At 53.6% G+C, this 17,588-nt stretch carries 16 protein-coding genes and 1 pseudogene; 1 reads left to right on the plus strand and 16 read right to left on the minus strand.

The genetic code is table 11. The features are described 5' to 3' along the window. Positions 1-72: 72 nt before the first annotated feature. From EPD59_RS11370 to holA, 12 genes are all read right to left on the minus strand, one after another. Positions 73-1,380: a bifunctional folylpolyglutamate synthase/dihydrofolate synthase gene (locus EPD59_RS11370; protein WP_133272887.1), complete on the minus strand. Its 1,308-nt coding sequence runs from the start codon at positions 1,378-1,380 to the stop codon at positions 73-75. Positions 1,381-1,514: 134 nt separating this feature from the next. After that, positions 1,515-2,468, minus strand: coding sequence for a hypothetical protein (locus EPD59_RS11375; RefSeq protein ID WP_133272888.1), 954 nt, complete (start codon positions 2,466-2,468; stop codon positions 1,515-1,517). A 56-nt stretch (positions 2,469-2,524) separates the two neighbouring features. After that, positions 2,525-2,938, minus strand: a complete 414-nt coding sequence (locus tag EPD59_RS11380) for an ExbD/TolR family protein (RefSeq protein ID WP_133272889.1) — start codon at positions 2,936-2,938, stop codon at positions 2,525-2,527. Positions 2,939-3,032: 94 nt separating this feature from the next. After that, the gene (locus tag EPD59_RS22515) at positions 3,033-3,419 is read right to left on the minus strand and encodes a MotA/TolQ/ExbB proton channel family protein (RefSeq protein ID WP_240731363.1); all 387 of its coding nucleotides are present in this window, start codon (positions 3,417-3,419) and stop codon (positions 3,033-3,035) included. A gap of 65 nt (positions 3,420-3,484) precedes the next feature. Next, positions 3,485-3,733: a hypothetical protein gene (locus EPD59_RS22520; protein WP_240731364.1), complete on the minus strand. Its 249-nt coding sequence runs from the start codon at positions 3,731-3,733 to the stop codon at positions 3,485-3,487. 1 nt (position 3,734) lies between these two features. Then, positions 3,735-4,985 (minus strand): HU domain-containing protein, encoded by a 1,251-nt coding sequence (locus EPD59_RS11390; protein WP_133272890.1) that lies wholly within the window; start codon positions 4,983-4,985, stop codon positions 3,735-3,737. A 119-nt stretch (positions 4,986-5,104) separates the two neighbouring features. Continuing rightward, positions 5,105-6,670: a hypothetical protein gene (locus EPD59_RS11395; RefSeq protein ID WP_133272891.1), complete on the minus strand. Its 1,566-nt coding sequence runs from the start codon at positions 6,668-6,670 to the stop codon at positions 5,105-5,107. Between the two features lie 8 nt (positions 6,671-6,678). Further along, positions 6,679-6,801 (minus strand): hypothetical protein, encoded by a 123-nt coding sequence (locus EPD59_RS23255; protein WP_262712897.1) that lies wholly within the window; start codon positions 6,799-6,801, stop codon positions 6,679-6,681. Positions 6,802-6,899: 98 nt separating this feature from the next. After that, complete coding sequence (locus EPD59_RS11400) at positions 6,900-10,112, minus strand: tetratricopeptide repeat protein (protein ID WP_133272892.1); 3,213 nt, start codon at positions 10,110-10,112, stop codon at positions 6,900-6,902. Between the two features lie 242 nt (positions 10,113-10,354). Continuing rightward, complete coding sequence (locus EPD59_RS11405; RefSeq protein ID WP_133272893.1) at positions 10,355-10,990, minus strand: hypothetical protein; 636 nt, start codon at positions 10,988-10,990, stop codon at positions 10,355-10,357. 162 nt (positions 10,991-11,152) lie between these two features. After that, positions 11,153-11,587 carry a response regulator gene (locus EPD59_RS11410; RefSeq protein ID WP_133272894.1) on the minus strand — a complete coding sequence of 145 codons (435 nt, stop codon included), beginning with the start codon at positions 11,585-11,587 and terminating at the stop codon, positions 11,153-11,155. A gap of 134 nt (positions 11,588-11,721) precedes the next feature. Beyond that, on the minus strand, positions 11,722-12,774 hold the full coding sequence (gene holA, locus EPD59_RS11415; protein WP_133274665.1) for a DNA polymerase III subunit delta: 1,053 nt from the start codon (positions 12,772-12,774) through the stop codon (positions 11,722-11,724). A 164-nt stretch (positions 12,775-12,938) separates the two neighbouring features. Here holA and tyrS point away from each other — a divergent pair, with 164 nt between their 5' ends. Then, positions 12,939-14,252 (plus strand): tyrosine--tRNA ligase, encoded by a 1,314-nt coding sequence (tyrS, locus tag EPD59_RS11420; RefSeq protein WP_133272895.1) that lies wholly within the window; start codon positions 12,939-12,941, stop codon positions 14,250-14,252. A 113-nt stretch (positions 14,253-14,365) separates the two neighbouring features. Here tyrS and EPD59_RS11425 read toward each other — a convergent pair whose 3' ends face one another. The 4 genes and pseudogenes from EPD59_RS11425 to EPD59_RS11440 all read right to left on the minus strand — a co-directional run bounded on the left by EPD59_RS11425 (position 14,366) and on the right by EPD59_RS11440 (position 17,469). Next, positions 14,366-15,262: a prohibitin family protein gene (locus EPD59_RS11425; protein WP_133272896.1), complete on the minus strand. Its 897-nt coding sequence runs from the start codon at positions 15,260-15,262 to the stop codon at positions 14,366-14,368. Further along, complete coding sequence (locus tag EPD59_RS11430) at positions 15,237-15,506, minus strand: hypothetical protein (RefSeq protein WP_133272897.1); 270 nt, start codon at positions 15,504-15,506, stop codon at positions 15,237-15,239. Before EPD59_RS11430 ends, EPD59_RS11425 begins: the two co-directional genes overlap by 26 nt. A 300-nt stretch (positions 15,507-15,806) precedes the next feature. Continuing rightward, positions 15,807-15,977: pseudogene (locus EPD59_RS11435) on the minus strand (histone H1); the annotation flags it as partial. A 247-nt stretch (positions 15,978-16,224) separates the two neighbouring features. Next, the gene (locus tag EPD59_RS11440) at positions 16,225-17,469 is read right to left on the minus strand and encodes an aminotransferase class I/II-fold pyridoxal phosphate-dependent enzyme (protein WP_133272899.1); all 1,245 of its coding nucleotides are present in this window, start codon (positions 17,467-17,469) and stop codon (positions 16,225-16,227) included. Positions 17,470-17,588: the final 119 nt, after the last annotated feature.

Raw genomic sequence — 17,588 nt, forward strand, 5'->3', positions numbered from 1 at the left:
GTCTTGCGGAATTAGCCGTCATGCAGATCGGTAGCGAAGCAAATAATAGATACGCACGCGCTGCCCTCGCTCCTAATGGTACAGTTCCTCTACCTCGGCAACCACAAAGGTACTGCCTCCTATAAAAACCACATCGTCGGGCGCAGCAGCGGCTCGGGCCGCCTGTACTGCTGCCTGCACAGGACCATATACAGCGCCATGTAGTCCTACACTTGCGGCCCGTTCAGCCAGTTCAGCAGCGGGTAATGCTCGTGGAATACTAGCTTGGCAAAAGTAATAGATGGCGGTGGGGGGCAAAATTGCGAGCATTTTGGTCACGTCCTTATCATTCACGACGCCTAACACGATGTGCAACTGGCGATACCTAAGCTGAGCCAACTGGGCAGTTACGAGGCGCAGACCAGCCTCATTATGCCCCGTATCACACACCACCAGCGGATGGCGCCCAATAATGCTCCACCGGCCCCGCAAGCCGGTAAGCCGGCTCACTTCACGCAGCCCCTGGCGCACCGCTGCCTCAGGAATTTGGAATCCCTGGCGTTGTAAATCGGCTAAAATAGCTAATACTCCAGGCAAATTAAAACGCTGATATTCACCTAGCAAACCCACCTCAATCTCATCAAATACTGGAGCATCATCTAGCTTCACACGAAAGCGCTGTGTTTCAGCATCCACTGGCTGGGGGGCAATTTTGGAAGCTTGATAATGCTGGTCGGCAAAAGTTAGTGGTGCACCTAATCGGTATGCTTTTTCCTCGAAAACGGCAGCCACTTCCGCCTGCGTTTGACTGATAAAAACGGGCACACCCGGTTTGATTATTCCAGCTTTCTCAGCAGCAATAAGCGGCAGCGTATTCCCCAGCAAAGCCTGATGATCGAAGCTGATGTTGGTAATAAGCGAAACCAGCGGCGTGATAATATTGGTGGAATCCAGTCGTCCGCCCAAGCCCACTTCCACAATGGCGATATCCACTTTCTCTTCAGCAAAATACTGGAAAGCCAGTGCAACACACATCTCGAAAAAAGAAGGCTTTACCTCCTCAAACAGCGGGCGCCATTGCTCCACGAACGCCACCAGATAGTCGGGGGGCAATTCTTGGCCGTTGATTTTGATGCGCTCCGTAAACTCCCGCAAATGCGGGGAAGTGTATAACCCTACTTTATAACCCGCCGCCTGCAATACCGCAGCAAGCATATGTGAGCTACTTCCCTTCCCGTTGGTTCCGGCCACATGCACGCTGCGAAAGCGCCGCTCCGGGTGCCCCAAGGCCTCAGCCAGCACTTCCGTATTTCCTAGCCCTTCTTTGTAGCCTGCGGTTCCTACCCGCTGAAACATGGGCAGTTGTTCGTAGAGGTAGGCTAGCGTTTCAGCGTAAGTCATGGAGGGCAGAATGAGTAGATGGAAGCAGATATCATGCTCGTCAACTTGGCTGACGAGCACTGATTTGAGCGCAAAAGAAAGCCGCCGGCCGGATAAATCCGACCGGCGGCTAAGTAAACAAAGAAGATAGTGACTTATTCTAAGCGGAAACGGAAGGTGATATACCCTACGCCCCCGCCCGGATCAGGCCGCGTTTTGCGGAAGGAGAACTGCTCACGAATCGTTTTGATGCAGGCCTGCACTTGAGCAGTCGACATAGTACCGGCTACTTTGCCGACCGATATAATCTCGCCTTCCCCATCAATGGTGATTTTGAACCGCAAGTAGCCGCCTTGATTATCGACGAGAGGCGGCTGCGGCTTATTGGCAAAAGCCCAACCACCATTGCCAAAGCCATCGCCGGAGCCGCTACCACCACCTGAGCCACCACCATCACCACCGCCACTGCCGGGAGTACCATACAGTGCGCGGGCATCAAGGCTACCTTTCGGATTACCCTGGTCGCCGGTAGCGCCGGGCCGGTCACCATTATTATTGCCAGTAGGCGTATTGCTGGTACCAGCAGAGCCGTTGCCGCCGCCATCATCGCTGCCTTTGGGTGTGTACAAGGTACGGGGCTTGGGCGCTGGAGGTGCTTCGCGCACGACTTCCTTTACCGGCTCTGGCTTTTCAACGGGTGGAGTTTCGCGCACAACCGGCTTAGGGGGCGTGGGGCGCTCTACTGGTGGAATCTTTACAGGGCTTTCCTCCGCATCGCTAGTTACGATTTTCTCCTCGGCAGCATCAGGCGGTGTGGGTGCCGCGGCCCGTGCTGGCTGTGGCGCCGGCTGCGGATCAGGGTTGCGGGCGGGCGGGCGGCTGTCTTCAGTATTACGTGAATTATTGGCCTGGGCTAAGGTTTGGATATCGCCATAGCCCGCTTCATCTACGCCATAGTTGAGCTCTACGCCACCGCCGCCCATTTCCGTTAAGGGCGGATCTGGCCCTTTGAAAACGGTAAATATGAACAGTAGCAACAACAAGACATGAACGATCACCGTCCCGACTAGCGCCTCTCGGCGGTGATGTTCGCGGTAATCGAGTGCCATGAGTTATCTATAATTAAGTATCGAGTTGTTCAACGCAAACCACGAATGGCGCGTTCCTACCCGCGTGCTGCGCTTTGCTGTGCCTGTGTGGCCATCACCATTTTCACCTTCAGCCGGTTGCCAATTTCAAGAATGTCAACCAGCTTCTGCACGTTCAACGATGCATCAACGCGCAGAACAACAGTAGGCTGATCAAGGCCAGCAATGCGCTTACTAAGAGCCGATTCTAAATCGGTAGAGGTTACGGGCTGACGGTCCAGGAAGTATTGCCCGGCGGCATCAACTGAGATGTTAATGGTCTCCTTCATGACAGCCTTACCGGAGCGAGCATTAGGCAGAAGTAGCTTAATCACGTTGGGATTAACCATGGTGCTCACAATCAAGAAGAACAGCATCAGGAAGAACATGATGTCGTTCATCGAGCTGGTCTCGACGTGCGAGGAAAGCTTGCGGCGGCGGCTTAAATCCATTTTTTGTTAGCTAGCTAAGTTGCCTTTATGAAGAGTCTGGCTTGAGTAGCGAGCCTCAAAAGGCTTCAGACTTCAAGAGTTGGCAACTCAAGAATTAATTGTCCTGCAGGATATCCATGAACTCAATGGCCGAGTTTTCCATACGGAAAACCAGACGCTCAACCATGATGCTGAGCCAGTGGTAGCCGACGTGGGCAATAATACCGACGATAAGACCAGCTGCTGAGGTTACCATCTTGGTGTACAAACCGCCCGAAATCTGGGCGATACCGAAGTCGCCGGTGGTGCTGATGGCGTAGAAAATCTTGATTACACCAATAATGGTACCCACGAAACCAAGCATGGGCGCAATACCGGCAATGATACCCAATATGCTGATGTTCTTTTCTAAACGGGCAATCTCGATTTTGCCGACATTCTCGACGCTGGTTTCGATGTCTTTCAGGGGCAAGCCAATGCGGCGAATACCCTTCTCAATCATGCGGGCTAAGGGAGAAGCATTTTGAGCGCAAAGCATTTTGGCCCCCTGCAAATCACCTTTCACCATCAGCCCCGAATGCCCCCCATGAACGAGTCGGGGTTACTGGTGGCTTTTCGAATAGTGATGTAGCGCTCCAGAATGATGAAAATCGAGATTGAGAAAAGAATGAAAATGGGAATCATTACCCATCCACCTTGCAACACCAAATCAATCAGGGAAAGCTCGGGAGCAGCTGCATTGGCCGCAGCATTGGCGGCAACAGCCGCAGTATCGAGGGGAGCAGTGGTGGTAATTTGCAGGAGCAACGATGTCATTTTAGTACTTAAGAACCCAGAGTGCTGAGCCGTATTGTTTGCGTAATTGAGAGAGGCTGCGGTCGGCCGAAGCACGATCAGCAAATTCACCTACAGTGAGGCGGTAGAAACGGCTGCCAGCAGACGCACGCGTCGGACGAACTGGCCACAAGATCTGTGCAGGACGGTTTTTGCGGGCCAAAGCGGCGCGGGCTTTCTCCACGCTCCGAGGAGTGTCGAAGCTACCAGCTACCACATAGAAACGACCTGTTCGAGTTTTAATTGTAGGCGTTAAAGCGGCTGTAGCAGGTGTCGCCGTTGTGGTAGCTTTGGCTACTGGCGCTGGGGCAGCAGCTGGTACCGAGGAGGCTATCGGTTTGGCTACCTCCGTTGGCTTTGTTGGGGTTACCGGCTTTGCAACAGTCTCTACTACGGATTTTCCTGCCGAATCTGTGGTTAAGGCAGGTGAAGCTGTCGACTTTGCTTTATCCCACTCCGCTCCTTCGGTTGTGTTTAGTGCAACCGCATCGGTAGCATCGGCCGCGCCATCGGGCACGAACTCTTCACTCCAACCATGATTAGCCAACGTAGCTTGCTGTGTGGCTCTGGATTGCGATTTAGTAGTGCTGGGGGGCATTTTTTGCTCCTGCGCTACCCACGAAGCTGGCACGGCCCGTACGCTGTCGGGCAAATGACCCAAACGCAGCGCAAACAGATACCCAGCCGACAGCATCAAGCCGGTGAGAACGGTAGCGGCGGCTACGTTAAACACCCGAGCTGCCCGGCGCGAACGGCCTGCTACCGTGAGTTGCGGCGCGGTAGGCTGCCGCTCGCGAGCAAGCAATGCATCCGTTGCCCGCACTGGCCGCGACACCAATTCAGGCAAACCGTAGCTGGCTGAAAGCAGATTTTGCGTGCCTGTGTACTCAAACTCCAACCCCCTCCCAACAGCGCGACGAAACACTCCAATCCCAGGCAGTTCGGTGCGCTGCGCACTGTCCAGCTCCGCCTGCAGATTAGCCACTGCGTTGCGCACCATCTGACGGGCTTCCGAAGCAGGCACGCGCAGTGCATGACTGAGCGCATCCACCAGCAACCCATCGTTGCGGGTAAGAGCGCCATTGAAGGCGACAGTCTTGGTTGGTGGAGTGAGAGTGTGGCGCACCGGGTGAATCCGAGCCGGCGCATAATCGGCGATGAGTCCGCCGAAACCGGGAATAATCACGCAATCGTGGTCCCGAAGTAAGCTGAGAATATGGTTGGAGATCGGCAAAGTCGGTTGTGTTTGTGGTGCGTTAATCTTTACTGCGCTTGCTGCTGTTAACGCCTTACGCTCTGCAGGTAGGCTCCGGAATATCCTATTCCATTCATGTACATCAGCGCAGTAAAAAATTAAAAGTCATAGGTCACGCCCGCCAGTACGTTGATGCCCTTCACCGGGTAGTTCAGGAAACGCTCGTACTTGCGGCCCAGCAAATTGTTGCCTAAAGCAAAGATTGACAGATTTTCCGAGAAACGATAATCACCACGCAGGTTCAAATCTACCACCGTGTCCGTAGGGCGCACCACTTGCACCAAGTCATCAGCAATCCCGCCGGGCTTATATCCTACTCCGAAACTAGAGCTATACGTATATAACTCTGCCCCTAACAGGAGCTTATCGCCAACGTTGTACGTTCCAAACAGTACTGACTGAAAAGCTGGACGGTGAAAGGCTTCGGCCAAGGTCTTCGTGTTATACCCGTTGTAATCAGCCTTCACTCCCAACCGAAACTGCTCAGCGGCATTATAAATCACTTCCCCGTGCACGTTGACTAATTGAGTTGATTTGCGGTCGTAGACCAAATCAAAGCGGGAAGTATCGGTGGGGCTATTAGCGTAGAAATACAAGTTGCGGTCGTTAGCGGCCGTAACTTTGGCGCTTACCGACAGACCACGGGCGGGGGTCGCCGTGAAGCCGCCATAAATAGTGGGGCCACGGTGCGTATCCGCCACCCGCTGGTTGGGAGCCAGCCAAGGATTTTCGGTAGTTAGGTCGTACATGGTTACGCGTTGCAACGCCCCACCCAAGCCGCCAAACACCACGAACTTATCCTCGGCTACGGTGTAACCCAAGCGAATTGCCGGATACACATTGAATTGCGAAGCCGTCCCGATAGTATCGCCGGTGTAGCCGAGCGTAGCACCCACCGATACGGCCAGCCGGTTCAGGTCAGCTTCAAAAGCTGGTGTAACCTGCACAAACGGCCGACTAGTAGTGCCTATCGCGTCTTTATGAGAAATAAAGGAAACATCACCATTTAAAGCGATACGCCCTTTTTCACCTAGCGCATACCCCGAACGAAGCGCAACATTAAAGTTGCTTTCGCTAGCGGCAAACCGGTCTTTCCAATAATTAAAGCCTACACCCAGGTCATACTGGAGAGCCGCATCCGTAGCGCGGTTGCGGGCATACACCTTGGCTGCGGCGCGCGTGAACACTTGCTTGATGTCATCGACATCGGGGGGCAAATTCTGGGTCTCCCGGTTGTAGCCGTAAAAATTATACCGTTCCCGACCCAAATCAATCTTTGCGCCTAGCGCGGTCGTGCCACTATAAGTTTCGCCATTCAGGCCTAGACTGGTTTGGCTGAGGCTGGAGTTCTTGCGGTCAACGGGGCCGCGCGAGGAAGAAATGTGGCTGAAGTCGAGGCCATAAGAAGCGGCCTCACTACGCGTGTTGTGCAAGTAAGCTTTGCCGTAGATGGTCCCGTAGTTGCCCAGCGCTCCTTTCAGGTAATTGCCGGTCTGGGGGGCTAATTCTTCCTGCTTGATAGTGAGCACCCGCACCGATGGATTAAGCCGATCAGCAGGCAGCCGGAAGTCGGGATAGGTGTACTGCACGGCTTGAGCCTGCGGAGTAGGCGCCTCCACTTTGATCTTATCAAAGTTGCGCGTCGCCTCAGGCAGTTCATTCACGCGCTCCTTTACAATTTCAATTTCAGCGTCTTCAATTTTGCCCCCGGCCGCTGCTGCGCCCACAAGAATCGGGGCGCGGCCACGGCCAGCAATGTGGCCAGAGCCAGGGAATAAGGCGAGCGAAGCGTCATAGCAACGGAGTTGAGTATAATATAAGTTTACGTTTAGATAAACTTATACAACCAATTATTAATCAATTATTTATCTTTTCAATGAAACCAACTCTATTTTACTCTTCCACAGGTACCGGGGAAGCTGTAGTGTCAGTTGGTTGCGTCTGAGTTGGCTGCAAAGACTGGCGCGCAGCAGCCCGGCGAGCCGCGGGCGAAGCTGGCTTGGCGGGCGATGTTTTTGTGCCCGCAGGCGGGGTTGTTGCAGGCTTGGGAGTGCTAGTAGCGGGCGCAGGTGTTCCTCCATCGGCAGGCAGAGCAGCTAGTCGCTGCTTCGCACCTTCGATGATTTCTGCCACCGGAAATTTGTTATCGATGATAGAATTCAGCGTGGCACGTGCCTGGAAATTATCGCCCTGCAACGCGTAAATGTCGGCGATCAGCAGGAAACCCCTGCCCTGCCATATTTCGTATTTAGAAGCATTGGTTTTGTATGCAGCATCTAACGCCTCTGGGTATTTCTTCTGGTCGAATAATACTTGGGCCAATAGGTACTGCGCCTCAGCTCCGTTTTCATCTGTGGCTGTACTGGCGGCAGTCGTTAGCTCGGGAATGGCTTGATCAAGGTTGCCGGCTTTGTAGCTGGCTTTGCCCAGATAAAGCAGCGCCGCATTGGTCGCGTTCAAGGAAGCGCTACCCAACGCCCGCAGATCTTGAGCAACCCGGCGGGTACCTTCATAGTCGCCGCTCTCGTAGTAGCTCCGCATCAGCCCGATGCCAGCGTCAGCGACTTCCCGCTTGTTCTGCGACACCTCCCGCAGACGCGTGTAGTACTTGATAGCCTCTGGGTAATTCTTATTGGCAAACTCCAAGTCAGCGATGCGGCCCGCCGCCCGGTTCACAAACTCGCTTTTGCCTTCGGTTACCACATTCTTTAATCCAGCAAGGCCCTCGGCTTGCTTGCCGGTTTTCAGATACGAATCACTGAGGAAATAACGGCCATCAGCGGCCAACGATGTATTAGGGTACTGCTTCAAGTAAGATTCCAGTCTCGGAATAGCCTGAGCGTATTTCTCAGCAGTATACAGCGACTTGGCCGCTTCAAACTCTACGCTTTCCGTAGCCCCACTCTGTGGATTCTGCTGCTTGTATTGCCCCAGCGCTTGGTCAAATTCTTCGGTCTTGCCCAAAGCAGCTAAGCTTTCCTGCAAGCCCGACAGTGCATTTGTGGCCGACTTGGTGCGCGGATACCGTTCCAACACCTGACGGAAGTCGGCCACCGCCTTGTCGTGCTGGCCGAGGTTGGCATAGGCTACGCCTCGCTTCTGCAACGCCTGCGGAATCAGGGCGCTATTTGGCCGGGCCCGAATCAGGCGTGAGAACCCATCAACGGCTGGCTGAAAATTACCCGCTTCGAACTCAAACTGAGCTTGCTGAAATACGGCATTATCGGCGTAGCGCGACTGGGGGGCAGTTTTGAGTAGCGTATTTAGTGTGTTGGTAGCCTCCGACTGCCGACCGAGCAGACCGAGCGTTACGCTCTTCTGGTAATATGCATAGTCCTTGTCAGGCGCATTTGAAGCAATTACCTTGTCGTAGCCGGTCAGGGCTTGCTTGTAGTCTTTAGCCACATAGTAAGTGTCGGCCAAGCGCAGGGTTACGTCGTAATAGTTGGGGTCGTTGGCAGGCTGGCGAGTTTCGGCATCCTTCAGATAAGCCTGAAACTGCGGCCGCGCCCGATCATACTGCTTCGTGTTATAATAAGCATAGCCCAACCCATAGCGAGCTTTCTGATCAAAGTCCGTATCGGCTGCGCTACCGGAGCGAGCCGTGCGAGCGGCAGCCGTGTAGCTCTGAATGGCTTCCGGGTATTTTTGTCCGATACTATAAATCTCACCGCGCAAAACCTGGGCCGCGGCACGCAGCGCATCGTCCTGAGGATATTTGAGCGACTTATCCAGCAAGGGCAGGGCCTCATTGAACTTACTGTTATTATACAGCGTGGCGGCTTGTAGATACGTCACGCGCTGATAAGTCGCGTTCAGGCGGCTACTACGGTTATCAAGCCCTTCGAGGTAGGTGATGGCCTGGGCGTAATCAGATGAGTTGAGAAAACTCTCACTCAAAATGTCATCAGCGGCGGCCGCATTCTTGGAGCCTGGAAACTTCTTGTTGAAATCCTTTAGGGAGGTAATTACCTCCCGGCCATTCCCCAACTGATAGTTTATCTGCGCGTATTTAATGGTCGCATTCTCCGTGATATTGCGGTCGAAGGTGGCATTGCGGGCCGCATCGAAAGCATTCAGGGCAGGCTGATTCTGCTTAAGTTGCAGGTAGCTCAGTCCCATATGATAGGCCGCGTTCTGGCCCAATGAGTCCTTGCGGGCAGCTACTCCTTTCAGGCTATTTACAGCTCCCTTGAAGTCGCCCATCTTATAGTTGGCGTACCCAATTTTATACTGCACCGTCGGGTCCATCTTCTTGCGACCAGCAGCGTAACGGTTGAAGTATTCAGCCGCACTTTGGAAGTCACTTTTCTGGTAGTAAGCATCGCCCACGAGCAGCTGAATCTCATCCGCGCCCTGGGGCGGCGGGGTTTGGGCCACTGCCTTCGAGCCATAGGCAATCAGACCATCAAAATCACCCTCTTTGTAATAAATCTGGGTCATAACGGCCGGCACCACGAGGCGGTAGCCGTCGCTCTCCTCCGCAACCGCCAAATCGCGGCGGGCACCGGCAAAGTCGCCAGCACGGAAGGCTAGATAGCCCGCGTAGTAGCTGCTGGCGTAGCGATACTCAGAGCTGCCTTGCTTGGTGCGGTCGAACAGCAAACGCGCCTTATCAAACTCCTTCTGGGCGAAGTAGCTATAGGCCAGCTTAAACTCCGATTCTTCGCGCTGCTCCAGGGTCAGGTTATCGGGCCCGACGCGCTGCATATACTCTGCGGCCTTGGCGTAGTTCTTCTTGTCGAAGTAAAACTTGCCGAGCTGAAAAAATGCTTCAGCGGCCTTTGGGTGAGCCGGATTGTTGGCTGCAAACGCTAGAATCCGGTCTTCGGCGTCGGGGTGAAATAGGTAGAGCCCCGAGACGGCATAGTAGTATTCGGCGTCGGTGGTGCGGTCGCGCTGTTCACCGGTCCGACGTTGCGTAAGGTCGAGGTAGCGCTGAAAAGACTGCTGCGCGGCGCCATACTTGCCACGGTCAAAGAGTTCAAGGCCTTCCTGGAAATGGCGCTCGTCGGCGGCAAAAACCTGGGTTTGCTGGGCTGCGGCCACCAGTGGGGCCGCCGTGCTAAGCGTGGCGGCCAGCGCCAAGCGGGGAAATAACTTCATTGCGGGGCGTTACAAGAAAGGGCACTGCGGGCCCGGGAGTGGCCAAAAGTAGCGAAAAAGTGGTGGAGGTTGCACAGAAAAGGCATTCTCGCACCTTGGCAACGCGCTGGGGGGCTTTTTTGGTATAGATGCCGGCGCGGTGGCTACTGCCCCGCAGCCTGGCCCGACTTATCGCGACTCAAGAAGACATTTCGGAAGTTAGCCTTAAGCAGCAGGGTTTCTAAGCCTGCTGGGGGGCTTTTTTACAAGCCAAAATGCATAGTATAGTCTTTCCCGTCGGTGATGTGCACGCGTTTAAAGCCTAAAGCTTTGAGGTCGATACACACCTGCTTTATGACCGAATCCTTGCTCTGAGCATCAAAGGATGGCGACGACATAATGATGACGTCGGCCTGCTCTCCTACCACGCTAACCTTGGCCTCTACCCCTTTTTGCAGCAGAACATTCGGTAGTTGGGCAGCATAGTTCTGGCGTTCTTCCATGGCTACAACGTCTTTAGCTACAACCGTTTTGGGCGTAATACTTTCCGCAGCCAAAGCTGAATCAGGGGGCGTATTCGCTGCTCCAACCGAAGCGGCAGCTTGCTGCATTGTATCAGGTAGGTTAGCCGACGCAGCAGATGCGAGCGGTAACTTATTATTTAGCTTGTTTGAACGAGAATTAAGGGTAGCACTTAGCTTTTTCGCGGCCGTTGGCGCGTTAAGTGCCTGTTCTTCGTCGCTTTCCTCCTCCTCGTAGGCTTCCGTGCGCATGGCTGCCAGCAGTCGGCCCGCTTCTCTTTCGCTTGCCTCCGACAGCTCCGCCGCGTAGGCTCCCGCAGCGGCATTTACCCTACGTGTATCCTGAGTCCGGGTGGGCCGCGTCCATCTTCCCAACATGAAGGCCCCTAAAAAGGTAAGCAGAGTAATCCCAAGCAAGCCTAAAAGTGAGTTACGAGTCACAATCCAAGTAGTAAACAGATAATAGAATGTCCGCCTTTGCTGCAGCCGTTACATGCAAAAGGCAAGAAAGTCTACTATGGCAATCCACAAGCCAATTGTTTAGCTGCGGTGCTTCGTTTCGCCCTCCGTCAACTGCCACCCAAAGTGTTTGCTGAGCATATCCCTCACTTTCTCTTTGGTCAGCGGTTTAGTCAGAAAGTCCGCTACATGGAGCTGCTGCCCTCGTTCTACATCCTGAGAATTTACAGACGTAGTCAGCATAATGATAACAATGGCCTCTTTTCGCTCCAGCGGCAGTTGCTGGTAGGAAAACAAAAACTCGAAGCCGTTCATCACGGGCATATTCACGTCCAACAGAATCAGGGCCGGACAGGCAGCATCGGGGCAGTGCTGCTCCAGTAGAGCAAAAGCCTCCTGCCCATTAAGCGCCACCATTAGCTGATCGGCAATGGCTAAATCTTCCAGCAGCCGCTGATTGAGAAAGTTGTTAACGGGGTCATCGTCCACTAAAAGGATACACGGTAGCTTCTCCACGCAAATACCTAATTATAGATGTTGGGATAAATTAAGGATTGTTGTTTCCCTTGAAAGTGACTCCTTGGGGGCAAATCTAAGGTTTAAACTGAACAGCAGACTCGTTACTATCTAACTATATAACCATTATGCCTTTAGCCTACTATGGCACTCAGTGGCACAGGGTGTAGCATCAGAAATACTAGCTCGCGCAAAATCTCTCCTTCCGTCATCGAGCCCGACTCGATGCCCTTGCTCTGCGCATCGGCGCGGCGCAGCAGATGAATGATGTCGCGCGTGCGCTGAAAGCTATAGTTGCGCATTGCCAGTTGCGCATCTTTCTGCTGAAAGGTGTTGACCATACCCAGCTTTTTAAAGTCGGCGTCCGAGGGATTGCCAATCTGGTGCAGCACGAGCAGTTTGGTAAAAAAGCCAAACAGCAGTGTCAGGTTAGGAATAATTGGATTGGCTTTCGGATTCGCCTCGAAGTAATGCAGAATTCGGTTGGCCTTCAGCACATCGCGCTGCACCAGAGCCCGCTGCAACTCGAAGATGTTGTAGTCTTTGCTGATGCCCACCAGGCGCTGTACCAAGTCCTCGTCGATGGCCTGGCCGGGCTTCACGTTGAGCAAAAGCTTGTCGATTTCATTGGTCAGCCGCCCCAAGTCGGGCCCAATGTATTCACTGAGCATCGCCACGGCCTGGGGGGCAATTTGCTGCTGTTTACTGCGCACGTAGCTTGTGAGCCAGGGCGCAACTTGGTTATCGTAGAGCTTTTTGCTGGTCAGCACCGCCGCGTGCTTGGTCATCGCTTTGGCCAGCGCCTTGCGGCCGTCCAGGGTTTTATGCTTGTAGCAAAATACGAGGACGGTGCTGGCAAGCGGATTTTTCAGGTAAGCCTCAAAAAACGGATAGCTGCTCTCCCGCTCCAAGTCGGCTACCGACTGCGCTTCCTTCACAATGACCACCGAGCGCTCTGCCATCATCGGAAAGCGCCGCGCCTGCCCCAGAATAGTGGCCGTGTCCACATCCTTGCCATAGAGCACCACTTGGTTGAAGCCGCGCTCATGCTCCGGCATCACGCTTTTCTCGATGATGTCGGCAATCAGATCAATGTAATAGGGCTCCTCCCCTTGCAGGAAATAAATGGGCGCATACTGCCGCTGCTGGAGCTGCTTTAAGATCTCGTCGGGGCTGAAGTTGGGCACTTCGGTCAAATGTCGGGTTTAACTATTGCTTAAACACTTTTACTTCTAAGCCCGGCAAAGGTAAAGCTACGACGCGCCCCACCGCTTACCTTTGCCTCAGAAATGGTTGAATGTTGGCAAACTGCCATCATTTGACATTATAACAGACAAAACTTTTTCTTGCTTTGAACCTACTCGACGAACTCCGCTGGCGCGGAATGCTGCACGATACCATGCCCGGCACCGCTGAGCATCTAGCCGAAAATCAGCCCATCAGCGGCTATATTGGCTTCGATCCCACGGCGGCTTCCCTGCACATTGGCAACTTGGCCACCATTATGCTGCTGGTGCATTTGCAGCGCGCCGGGCACCGACCGGTAGCACTGGTAGGCGGCGCCACCGGCATGATTGGCGACCCATCGGGTAAGTCGGCAGAGCGCAACCTGTTGAACGAAGACACGCTGCGGGGCAACCAGGCTGGGATACGGGCGCAGTTGGAAAAATTCCTAGAGTTTAATGACAGCCCCACCGGAGCCGTGGTGGTCAATAATTACGACTGGTTTAAGGAGATTGGCTTCCTGCAATTCCTGCGCGATGTAGGCAAGCACATTACCGTGAACTACATGATGGCCAAAGACTCAGTGAAGCGCCGCCTAGGCACTCCAGAGGCCGAAGGCGAGCAGCGCGCCGATGGTCTTTCCTACACCGAGTTCAGCTATCAACTGTTGCAGGGCTACGACTTTAGTCATCTGTATAAAACCCTGAACTGCACCCTGCAGATGGGCGGCTCCGACCAGTGGGGCAACATCACCACCGGGACTGAGCTTATCCGTCGCCTTGATGGTGGCAAGGCTTTCGCGCTAACCTGCCCGTTAGTCACCAAGGCCGATGGCACCAAGTTTGGCAAGTCGGAAGGCGGCAACGTTTGGCTTTCCCCGCAGATGACCTCGCCCTACCAGTTCTACCAGTTCTGGCTTAATGCCGCCGACGCCGACACCAGCCGCCTTATTCGGGTATTCACCCTGCTCAGCGAGGCCGAAATTCTGGAGCTGGAAACCCAGCATGCCCCAGCCCCGCACCAGCGCATTCTGCAAAAAGCATTGGCCAAAGATGTAACCATCCGCGTGCATTCCCTTGAGGCCTACGAGGCCGCCGTTGCTGCCTCCGAAATCCTCTTCGGCAAAGGTGAACTGGAAGATTTGCAGCGCCTCGACGAAGCTACATTGCTCGACGTATTCGCCGGCGTACCTCGCCTGGAGGTGTCGCGTGAGCAAGCCAGCAGCCTACTAGTAGCCGATTTGCTCAGTGAAGCCACGCAGTATCAAATCTTTCCTTCCAAAAGCGAGGTTAAAAAGATGATTCAGGGTGGCGGCGTGAGCCTAAACCGGCAGAAAGTAGCCGCTGCTGATCAATCTGTATCGGAGCTTCCTTTGTTGCAGAATAAGTATCTGGTGGCCCAGAAAGGCAAGAAGAACTACTTCCTCATTGCTTTGGTCTAGGACAGTGATCTACTCAGGTTTGCTTCGTATGTAGACCGAAGAACTATTTCTACCAGCACAAAAAAGCCCCCAGTAATCATCTGGGGGCTTTTTTACATATTAAGTACTACGAATTATTTACCTGCCGTTCCAGCAGGCAGTTGCAGTAGGAACTGGCTACCGCTGCCACCGCTACCCGAAGTATAAGCCGGCACGGCGCTTCCACCCTTTTCCCAGGCCTCAATCCAGCGCATTTGTACCAGCAGCGGCGTGAGTGACTGTTGCTGCTTTTCGTTGGCATAAGCTTGGGCGTCGGCCGCAATGCGAATTGATTTGGCCCGGCCTTCAGCCTCCGCGATATTAATTCGTGCCTGCGCTTCCGCCTGCCGAATCCGGTTCTCCGTTTGCAGACCCGTTTGCACCGCTGTATTCTTAGCGTCAATAGCGGCTTTCAGGCTAGCTGGTGGCTCCAACTTGGTAGTAATTTGCTGCACGGTGAAGCCCATAGTCTGGAGCTGACTTACGAGGTTAGCCTTCACTTGCGCCTCGTAGCTGCCCCGGTTGCTGATGAGGCTGTCGGCGGTGTAGCGGTTGGTAGCGACGCGGTAGGCCTCGTACACGGCTGTTTTCAGAAAACCGTCTTCAATATCAGGCAATGGCCGCCGATACTGCCGGAAGATGTCATCCACCTTATCCGACTGGATAAAATAGTTGAGGCTGGGCGCCACGCCAAAGCCCGAGCCGTCCTTACTCTGCACTTCAAACTCTTCGTATTCCTTGTGTTGGGTATACACCGGAAACTCGTACACGGCGGTGCTCAACGGCGTATAAAACACCCAACCCGTCGTGTAGGTGATATCGTCAACGCCTCGGGAGGAGCCCGCAAGGTTTACTTTAATACCCACATTGCCGGCGTCGATGCGCTCTACTTTGATCAGGCTGCAGCCTGCAATGGTCGCTACTAATAATAAGCTGCCAAAAACGACAGGCTTAAGCCAGCGGCGGTTAGAATTTTGTAGAAGATCGGTCATTAAAGGAAGATGGTGGAGTAGAAGATGAATGCGATAAGAAGCGGACAAGGGCACGCGCGGCCTGATAAACCGAGAAAGCTACGCTCATAGCCAGCACCGAAAGCCCTATGACTCCCCAACCCAACCACCAGTCGGAAGGGCGGCTAAGCCAGTCAAGAAACAAGGGCACCGTGTAAGGCAGCACACCGCCGTAGAACAGGAGCCAAGCACCGATCCACAGAGGCAACGTGTGTTTAGTAGGCATATCAGGTAGCTTAAGCCAGTAGATAATGCCGCAATATCTAAACTGTTGTATACACCACCTAATGCTAGGGAACAGACATACGCATTCGTCGGCAAATCCTCCCCCTGACAATCCATTTAAACTCTTACGGTAAATAAAAAAGCCCCCAGAGACTATCTGAGGGGCTTTTAAGCACTAGCATATCCGGAATCCGAAGAGTCCGAATACGCTGAATTACTTCTTCTTTGCTGGAGCAGCTTTCTTGGCAGCAGCTGGAGCGGCTTTCTTAGCAGTTGGAGCGGCTTTGGCTGCCTCACCACCAGTGTTCTTCATGTTCTGCACTTCCGTGCGAATCTCTTGGGCCATGTTCTTCAACTCCTGCATGCCTTTGCGCACGCGGGTACCGGCGGCCGAGTTCTGCTTGTCGTAAAACTTGTCGAAGTCACCCTCGAGTGACATTACTAGGTCCTTGAGCTTGCTAAAATTGTTCATTGGAAATGGGTTTATGGGGAAGAAAGGTTGTTGTTGACTGGCTCTAATATACAGGGATTTCAAATACAAGCAATATTTCTATTTTTTTTCTAAAACGCCCCCTAACGCTTACCAAGGCGATTTTTACCCCTCATACACCCAAACCAAACCCCAAATACAGACGAACTCACATCAATATAATACAAAAAATAACGCCGACAACCCGTAAGGCTGTCGGCGTTTATTATTCTCTTATTTGCTAAAATGACTAGGCTTGCACCGATGCAGTTGTCTTGGAATATAGGCCCTTATTGAGCTTTTCCGCTACCGCTTCAAAGGCTGTAATGGTCTGGCGCACGTCTTCCAACGTATGCACAGCCGTTGGGATCAGGCGGAGCATAATTACGCCCTTTGGAACTACCGGATACACCACGATAGAGCAGAAAATACCGTGATTTTCGCGTAAATCGAAGGTTATTTGGGTTGCATCGGGTATCTCACCGCTCAGAAACACAGGAGTCACTGGCGACTGCGTAGTACCGATATTGAAGCCCTTTTCGCGCAAACCACTCTGCAAAGCTCTCACTACGGTCCAGAGATTTTCTTTCAGCTCCGGCTGGGTGCGCAGGAGCTCCAAACGCTTCATTGCACCCACTACAAGCGGCATAGGCAACGATTTGGCGAAAATCTGGCTACGCATATTGTATCGCAAATATTCAATTACGCTCTCAGGGCCCGCTACGAAGGCTCCGATGCTCGCCATGCTCTTCGCAAACGTTGAAAAATAAAGATCAATGCCGTCCTGAACGCCCTGTTCTTCGCCCGCTCCAGCGCCTGTAGCGCCCATTGTGCCGAATCCGTGCGCATCGTCAACGAGCAACCGGAACTGGTATTTCTCCTTCAGCGCAACCACTTCACGCAGGTTGCCCTGGTTACCCGACATGCCGAACACGCCCTCGGTAATTACGAGAATACCGCCGCCGGTTTCGCCCACCATGCGGGTAGCCCGCTGTAGCTGCTTCTCCAAGCTTTCCATATCATTGTGCGGATACACAAAGCGCTTGCCCTGGTGCAACCGTACTCCATCAATGATGCAGGCATGCGACTCGGCGTCGTACACAATCACATCGTGGCGGTTCACCACGGCATCGATGATAGACACGATGCCTTGATAACCAAAGTTGAGCAGCAATGCATCGGGCTTCTTCACGAAGTCGGCCAGTTCAGCCTCCAGCTGCTCGTGCAGGTTGGAGTTGCCACTCATAATACGAGCACCCATGGGCGTGCCCATGCCCCACTCAACGGCCGATTCGCCATCTACTCGGCGCACCTCCGGGTGATTGGCTAGTCCTAGGTAGTTATTGAGGCTCCAGGTGAGCACTTCCTTCCCGCGGAAAATCATGCGGGGCTTGATTTCGCCTTCTAGCTTGGGAAAGGTAAAGTAGCCGTGCGCGTAATGCGAGTGGCTGCCCAATGGGCCGCGGTTGGAAGCAATCTTCTCGAAAAGATCCACGGAGGAATAAATTAAATGTGAAACGAATACGGCAGTAGCATACTGGGCACAACCACCGGGTTTGTGCAAAGTTATGGCAATTCACGGAGGTAACTGCCAAAGACGCGGCTTTCTACTTG

The sequence above is a fragment of the Hymenobacter radiodurans genome, from assembly GCF_004355185.1.
In the GTDB taxonomy this organism is placed as follows: Bacteria; Bacteroidota; Bacteroidia; order Cytophagales; family Hymenobacteraceae; genus Hymenobacter; species Hymenobacter radiodurans.